Source organism: Solidesulfovibrio fructosivorans JJ] (assembly GCF_000179555.1).
GTDB lineage: Bacteria > Desulfobacterota > Desulfovibrionia > Desulfovibrionales > Desulfovibrionaceae > Solidesulfovibrio > Solidesulfovibrio fructosivorans.
On record NZ_AECZ01000062.1, the window covers coordinates 1 to 7,555 of the forward strand.

7 protein-coding genes are annotated in these 7,555 nt (G+C 66.2%); 6 read left to right on the forward strand and 1 reads right to left on the reverse strand.

What is annotated here, in order from left to right; all coding sequences use genetic code 11:
* Positions 1-101: 101 nt before the first annotated feature.
* On the reverse strand, positions 102-791 hold the full coding sequence (locus DESFRDRAFT_RS20240) for a metallophosphoesterase family protein (protein WP_005997156.1): 690 nt from the start codon (positions 789-791) through the stop codon (positions 102-104).
* A 203-nt stretch (positions 792-994) separates the two neighbouring features.
* Here DESFRDRAFT_RS20240 and DESFRDRAFT_RS20245 point away from each other — a divergent pair, with 203 nt between their 5' ends.
* The 6 genes from DESFRDRAFT_RS20245 (at position 995) to larB (ending at position 7,552) form a co-directional block, all read left to right on the forward strand.
* On the forward strand, positions 995-2,209 hold the full coding sequence (locus tag DESFRDRAFT_RS20245; RefSeq protein WP_005997158.1) for an MFS transporter: 1,215 nt from the start codon (positions 995-997) through the stop codon (positions 2,207-2,209).
* A 161-nt stretch (positions 2,210-2,370) separates the two neighbouring features.
* Positions 2,371-3,591, forward strand: a complete 1,221-nt coding sequence (locus DESFRDRAFT_RS20250; RefSeq protein ID WP_005997159.1) for an aldo/keto reductase — start codon at positions 2,371-2,373, stop codon at positions 3,589-3,591.
* Positions 3,592-3,627: 36 nt separating this feature from the next.
* Positions 3,628-4,407 (forward strand): SDR family oxidoreductase, encoded by a 780-nt coding sequence (locus DESFRDRAFT_RS20255; RefSeq protein WP_005997160.1) that lies wholly within the window; start codon positions 3,628-3,630, stop codon positions 4,405-4,407.
* Positions 4,408-4,587: 180 nt separating this feature from the next.
* Positions 4,588-5,916: a nickel pincer cofactor biosynthesis protein LarC gene (gene larC / locus DESFRDRAFT_RS20260; protein ID WP_005997161.1), complete on the forward strand. Its 1,329-nt coding sequence runs from the start codon at positions 4,588-4,590 to the stop codon at positions 5,914-5,916.
* Between the two features lies 1 nt (position 5,917).
* Positions 5,918-6,739 (forward strand): ATP-dependent sacrificial sulfur transferase LarE, encoded by an 822-nt coding sequence (larE, locus tag DESFRDRAFT_RS20265; protein ID WP_005997162.1) that lies wholly within the window; start codon positions 5,918-5,920, stop codon positions 6,737-6,739.
* Positions 6,740-6,751: 12 nt separating this feature from the next.
* Positions 6,752-7,552 (forward strand): nickel pincer cofactor biosynthesis protein LarB, encoded by an 801-nt coding sequence (larB, locus tag DESFRDRAFT_RS20270; protein WP_005997163.1) that lies wholly within the window; start codon positions 6,752-6,754, stop codon positions 7,550-7,552.
* Positions 7,553-7,555: the final 3 nt, after the last annotated feature.

A 7,555-nucleotide genomic window follows, 5' to 3' on the forward strand; every position in this document is an offset into this window, starting at 1 on the left:
GACGGCTTGCCGTCGGGGAAAACGACCCAGGGAGGAAGGGGGGGCCGGGGGGCCCATGGCCCCCCCGGCCGCCGGAGGCATCTTTTCTTCATCTTTACCTTTCAAATAAACACGTGGCGCAGTTCCATGTCGGGCAGGATGCAGGCGGTGAGCGCGCGGCCCCAGGCCGCGCCGGTATCCAGGCCGATCTTGCCCGGCGCGACGAGGGGGGTGCGGGCGGTGGTATGGCCGAAGACCACGGTCAGGCCGCGCGGCACGGGGCCGGAGAGAAACGCGCCCCGCACCGAGAGCATGCAGTCGGTGGGGCATTCCTCGGGCGGCAGTCCGCCGGGCAACCCGGCGTGGACGAAGAGCATGTCGCCGATGCGCGCGTAGGGCACGAGGGCGCGCAGAAACGCCTGGTGTTCGGGCGGCAGGAAGGAAAGGCCGATCAGCGATGCGGCCGGCGGATCGCCGTAGCAGCGCAGGGTGGTTTCGATGCCGAGCCCGCGAAGGAGCCGCAAATCCTCGGGTTCGCCCTCGTCGGCGTACCGGAGAAGTGTTTCCTCATGGTTGCCCAGGCAAAAAACCGCGCCCGGGTCCTGCCGGGCGATATCGGTCAGCAGATCCAGCACGCCCCGGGTGTCCGGTCCCCGGTTGATGTAATCCCCTAAAAAAATAAGACGATCCGTACCCGGCCGGTACGGCAGATCGTCGAGCAGCCGGCGCAGCGCATCGGCCTGGCCGTGGATGTCGCCCACGGCAATAAGCCGCGCGTCATCGGCCGGCGGCATGTCGTTTCCTTCACCCATGCGTGGGGGTCCTCCCGGCGCGACGGTTTCGCGCCCAAGCGACCTGTAAGCGCTTGCGCCCGGGACGGCAAATGCCCCCTTTGCCCCGAGGGGGTGCCGACAGCGGCAGGATTGGGCAACTTCTTTGCAGAAATGGACATGTTTCCCCCCACATCCGATGCTTATAGTGCCACGGTCGACCGGTTTGGCCGATAGGAGGGACAATGACCAAGACTGTGGGAAAAAACGCCGGCCGCGCTTTGGCCCCGGAGCTGGGCGGAAATACGGTGCTGCTCATGGCCGCGGCGGCCGGGCTGTTCGTGGCCAGCATCTACTACAACCAGCCCATGCTCGGCATCCTGGCCCGGGAATTCGGCGTGGGCCCCGAGCAGGTGGCTTCCGTGGCCGTGCTGACCCAGGTGGGCTATGCTGTGGGGCTGCTCTTTCTGGCCTCCCTTGGCGACTGTTTCGAGCGGCGACGGCTCATCGTCATCACCACGCTGGGGCTGGCCGCGTCCCTGGCCTGGGCGGCGGCGTCGCCGAGCCTCACCGTCCTGGTCGCGGCCAGCCTGTGCCTGGGCGTTCTTTCGACAGTGGCCCAGCAGGTGGTACCCATGGCCGCCCATCTGGCCCCGGAGCACCAGCGCGGCCGGGTGGTGGGCGTGGTCATGGCCGGCCTTTTATCGGGTATTCTGCTCGCCCGGACCATAAGCGGCGTTGTCTCGGAATACGTGAGCTGGCGGGCCATGTTCGCCCTGGCCGCCTTCGCCTGCCTGGGCATGGCCGCGCTTCTGGCCGTGCGGCTGCCCCGGTCCGAGCCGACCTCCCCCTTAAGCTACCGGAAAACGCTGTTGTCGCTGCTCGGGCTTTTCCGCGCCCATGCCGTGCTGCGCCGGGCCGGACTGACCCAGGGACTGATCTTCGCCGCGTTTATCGCCTTCTGGGCCGACGTGGCCCTGTACCTGGAGCAACCGCCCTTTTTCCAGGGCAGCGCCGTGGCCGGGCTGCTGGGGCTGCTCGGCATGGCCGGAATCCTGGCCGCGCCCCTGGCCGGCTGGGTCTCGGACAAATTGGGCGGCGGCCAGGGGAGAATCATCATTTGCGGGGCCGGGGCGGTCGCGGCCTCGTTTCTTCTTTTCGCCTGCTTTCCCGGCTCCTGGGCCGCGCTGCTCGGCGGCATCGTGCTCATGGACATCGGCGTGCAGGCGGCCATGATTTCCAACCAGTCCCGGGTCTACGCCCTGGACGCCACGGCCAGAAGCCGGCTCAACACGGTATTTATGACCGTGATGTTCGCTTTCGGCGCGCTGGGTTCGGCCGTCGGGGCCCATGCCTTCGCCCTGTTCGGCTGGCGGGGCCTGTCGCTTCTTTGCGCGGGCTGCGCCCTGGCCGCCCTCGGCATCGAGGCCTTTGGCGGCCGCCGGTCCGAAAACGCGTGACGATCCCATGACGTTTCTGGCGAGCATGAAAGAATCAGGCAAGAAATGAGCAGAAATAGGCGTTCTTTCACGCTTCCGGCTCAAGTATTGAATCCATGCCGCCGCCATCGGCCGGGACGCGAGGTCCCGCTTTGCCGCGGGCGGCGAAAGGAGAAAAAAGCATGCTGTACAGGAAAATGCCCAAAAACGGGGACAAGCTGTCCATCCTTGGCTTCGGCTGCATGCGCCTGCCCATGATCGACGGCAAAATCGACGAGGACCGGGCCATCGGTCAGGTCCGAAGCGCCATCAACGCGGGCGTCAACTACGTGGACACGGCCTGGCCGTACCACGGCGGGGCGAGCGAGCCCTTCGTGGGCCGCGCCCTCGCGGACGGATACCGCGAGAAGGTCAAACTCGCCACCAAGCTGCCGGCGTGGATGATCGAAAAGCGCGAGGACATGGACCATTACCTAAGCGCCCAGCTTACCCGCCTCAAGACGGACCACATCGACTACTACCTCGTCCACGCCCTGGACGGCGAACTGTGGGACAGCGTGGCGGCCAAGGGCGTGCGGGAATTCCTGGACGCGGCCAAGGCCGACGGGCGCATCAAAAACGCCGGCTTCTCGTTTCACGGCTGGCTGCCGGATTTCAAGCGCATCGTGGACGCCTATGACTGGGATTTCTGCCAGATCCAATATAATTACCTGGATCAGCAGTTCCAGGCCGGCACCGAAGGCCTCCAGTATGCCGCGGGGAAGGGCCTCGGCGTCATCATCATGGAACCGCTTCGCGGCGGCAGCCTGGCCCAGCCCGCCCCACCGGCCGTGGCCGCCATCTGGGACGAGGCGGCAACCAGGCGGCCGCCTGTGGAATGGGCGCTGCGCTGGGTATGGAACCATCCCGAAGTGACGGTGGTGCTCTCCGGGATGAACGACGAGGAACAAGTCGCGCAGAACCTGGCCATCGCCGACACGGCCACGGCCGGGGCCTTGAGCCTCGCGGAACTGGAGATGATCGACCGGGCCGGAGCCATGTACAAGGAGCTGATGCAGATCGGCTGCACGGGCTGCGGTTACTGCATGCCCTGCCCGGCCGGCGTGCAGATTCCCAAGTGCCTCGACGCCTACAACAAGTTGCACATGTTCGGGGATGTCGAAGGCTCGAAATTCCATTATGTGATCAGCGTCAGCGGCGTCATCGGCGCAAGCGCCCCGGGATTCGCCTCCCAGTGCGTGGCCTGCGGCGAGTGCAAGGAAAAATGTCCCCAGCACCTGCCCATCCCGGAGACCCTGGAAAAGGTGGCCGCCGAGATGGAGGACGACCGCGTCGAGGAGCGCAAGGCCATGGCGCTCAAACTCTTCAAGGTCCGAGCCCACGAGGGGCTGGCCAACGCCTAGGGTAATTCGGAACAATCGTCCGGAGGAGGTTGCCTCATGCCATACGAAAGCCCGATGAAGCGTCCCATGCTGCTTGCCGGCAAGACCGCCATTGTGACCGGAGCCAGCTCCGGCATCGGCCGGGAAACGGCCCTGGCCCTGGCCGGCGAAGGGGCTAACGTGGTGCTCGCGGCCAGACGCCGCGAGGAACTCGTCGCCCTGGCCGAAGAAATCGCCAAGGCCGGCGGCAAGGCGCTCCCCGTGTCCGGGGACGCCGGTTCCGTGGAGGACATCGAGAAGCTGCTCGCGGCCGCCCTGGCCTGGGAGGCAAGCGGCGGCAAATACGACATCGTGGTGGTCAACGCCGGCCGGGGACTGGCCGGAAGCCTGCTCACCAGCGACGAGTCCCAGTGGGAAGCGCTCTATAAGATCAATGTGCTTGGCGCGGCCCACCTCATGCGCCGGGCCGGGGCCTATCTGAAGGAGCGCGGCACGGGCGACCTCGTGGTGGTCAGCTCCGTGGTCGGGCGCAACATCTCGCCGGTCAGCGGCTTCTACGGTTCGAGCAAGTTCGCCGTTTCGGGCATGGCCGAGGCGCTGCGCCGGGAAATCTGCTCCGCCGGCGTGCGCGTCACCACCGTCATGCCGGGCGTGGTTCTCTCCGGCTTCCAGAAGGTGGCCGGCTATAGCGACGACTTCGCCAAATTCGCCGGGGAGATGGGCAAACTGCTCGAGCCCGGGGACCTTGCCGAAGGCATCAGGTGGCTCTTGACCCTGCCCCAGCACGTCCACGTCAACGAGATCATGATCCGCCCCACCGGCGCCATGTATCCATAGAGAGTCAAAAGGAAAGGGCGAGGGCGAGAGGGGAAACCCTTTAAAAAAGGGTTCTCCCCTCTCGGGCCCTTCCATTCCGCAATTTTTGCTTTTCCAGGTGTTATGTGTAATATTATTTTTTAAATTTGGTTCAAAAATAAAATACTAAATTAATTTTCGTAACACCACAGGAAGACCACCATGCGTATCCTCTACTACGATTGCCAGGCCGGCATCAGCGGCGACATGAACCTGGCCGCCATGATCGACCTGGGCGTCGATCCCGATTTTCTGCGCGCCGAGTTATCCAAACTGGGCCTCGACGCGGAATTTTCCCTGCGCGTGACCCGCGACGCCCGAAACGGCATCACCGGCGCCCGGGTGGACGTGGAGCTGGCCGGGAAACAGCCGGCGGACCACGACCACCGGCACGGACATTCCCATGCGCGCGACCACGGCGATCATGGGCATGGACACGAACATCACGCCCATAATCATGATCACGGGCACCACGAGCATGGGCATCACCACCATGCCCACGAGCACGGGCACCATCACGACCACGGCCAGCGCAATCTGGCCGCCATCGAGGCCATCATCGAAGCCAGCGGCCTTGGCGAGGACGTCAGGCGCACCAGTCTGGCCATCTTCCGCCGCATCGCCGCCGCCGAGGCCAAGGTGCACGGCAAGCCCATCGAGGAAGTCCACTTCCACGAGGTCGGGGCCGTGGACTCCATCGTCGACATCGTGGGCGCGGCCGTCTGTTTCCACGCCCTTGGCGTGGACGCGGTCTGGGCCTCGCCGGTGGAACTCGGCGGCGGATTTGTCCGTTGCGCCCATGGCCTGATTCCGGTGCCGGCCCCGGCCACGGTGGAAATCACGGCCGGCATCCCCACCACCCGGGGGGCCGTGCAGGAAGAGACCGCCACCCCCACCGGCGCGGCCATCCTGGCCACCCTGGCCGACCGGTTCACGACCACACCCCAAATGACCGTGGCCAAAACCGGCTACGGCGTCGGCCACCGGGTGACGAAGCTGCCGAACCTGTTGCGCGTGCACCTGGCCGAGGCCGACGTCACGGACTGGTCCGTGTCCGAGGCGCGGCTGCTCCAATGCAACATCGACGACATGACGGCCGAACTCCTCGGCGCGGCCATGGACACCCTCATGGCGGCCGGGGCCATGGACGTGCACTTCACGCCCATCATCATGAAAAAAAACCGCCCGGCCACCTGCCTGTCGCTGCTGTGCGCGGCCGCTGAAGAAGGCCGCTTCATGGAACTGCTTTTCCGCCATACCACGACCCTTGGCATCAAAAGCCTGCCGCTAAAAAAAACGTTTCTCGCCACGACCTTCACCACCCTCCCCACGCCTCTTGGGCCGGTGCGCCTGAAAAACGCCCTGCTCGGCGGCACGGTACTGCGGTCCAAGCCGGAATTCGAGGACTGCCGCGCCCTGGCCCAAAAACACGGCATCCCCCTGACCGAAATCTACGCCGTGGTCGACCGCTGCCGGGACAAGGACGCCTGACGTGGCGGCGCAAAACGCCTACGACCGGCTGCTGGCGGTCATCCGCCCCTGCAAAACGGCACTCGTCGCCTTTTCCGGGGGCGTGGACAGCCTGCTGGTCCTGCGGGCGGCCCTGGACGCGCTGTCCCCGGAGGCGGTCCCGGCCGTGACCCTGCGCACGCCCTACACCCCTCCCCACGATGTCGCGGCCGCGACCCGGGCGGCCCGGAACATGGGCGCGCGCCACGAAATCCTGGACATCCCCTTTCCCGAGGCGCTGCGCGACAACCCGCCCGAGCGGTGCTACACTTGCAAACGGCTGCTCTTCGGCCGCCTTGTGGACAGCGCCGCCGCGTCGGGCCTGGGCAACGTCTTCGACGGCACCAACGCCGACGACCTGGACGATCACAGGCCGGGCATGCGAGCCGTCAAGGAACTCGGCATCGTAAGCCCGCTCCTTGCCGCCGGGCTGGCCAAGGCCGATATCCGGCGGCTGTCCCGGGAACTGGGCCTGCCCGGCTGGGACCGGCCGGCCGGAGCCTGCCTGCTCACCCGCATTCCTCATGGCGTTTCCGTCACCGAAGCCGAACTTACGCGCATCGCAGGGGGCGAGGAGTTCCTGCGGGGCATCGGCTTTCCCGAGGCACGGCTTCGCAGCCACGGCGAACTGGCCCGCATCGAGGTGGCCCCGGACCACGTCGCCGCCCTCGTTGCCGCAAGCGCCACCCACGACGTGGACGACAAGCTCAAACGCCTGGGCTACCGTCACGTGACCGTGGATCTTTCCGGCTACCGCATGGGCAGCCTCAACGAACAACCCAACCAGGACCCGAAAATGTCCTGACGCTTATATTCCATGGATATCAAAGACGATCTGCGAACGCTCCTGACCGGCGTCAAGGCCGGCGACATCGACGTGGAAGCCGGCATCGCGCGGCTGCGCGACCTGACCAGCCTGGAACTCGGCCACACCACCATCGACCTGCACCGGCCGCTGCGAAACGGCCTGCCCGAAGTGGTCTACGCCGCCGGCAAGACCCCGGACCAGGTGGCCGAAATATTTTGCCGCATGGGCGCGCGCTCCAACGTGCTGGCTACCCGCGTGCCCGAGGAAACCGCCCGGCGCGTCCTCGCCGCCTGCCCCGAGGCGCAGCACAACGCCCTGGGCCGTACCCTGACGCTCATCCGCCGCCCTATCGACTGGCGCAGCGGCGAAATCGGCATCGTCACCGCCGGCACCTCCGACCTGCCCGTGGCCGAAGAAGCGCGCGTCACCTGCGAAATGTTCGGCAGCCACGCCAACATCGTCGCCGACGTGGGCGTGGCCGGACTGCACCGGCTGCTCGACCGGCTCGACACCCTGCGCAAAGCCCGGGTGCTCATCGTCGTGGCCGGCATGGAAGGAGCGCTGGCCAGCGTCATCGGCGGACTGCTGCCCCAACCCATCATCGCCGTGCCCACCTCCGTCGGCTACGGAGCCGCCCTCTCCGGCTTCGCCGCCCTGTGCGGCATGCTGACCTCCTGCGCCGGCGGCGTCAGCGTCGTCAATATCGACAACGGCTTCGGCGCCGCCTGCGCCGCGTGCAAGATCAATAATATGGTGGAGGAGGAGAAGAAGGAGAAGAGTGAAGAACCGGGGGAGGGAACCCCTTTTTGAAAA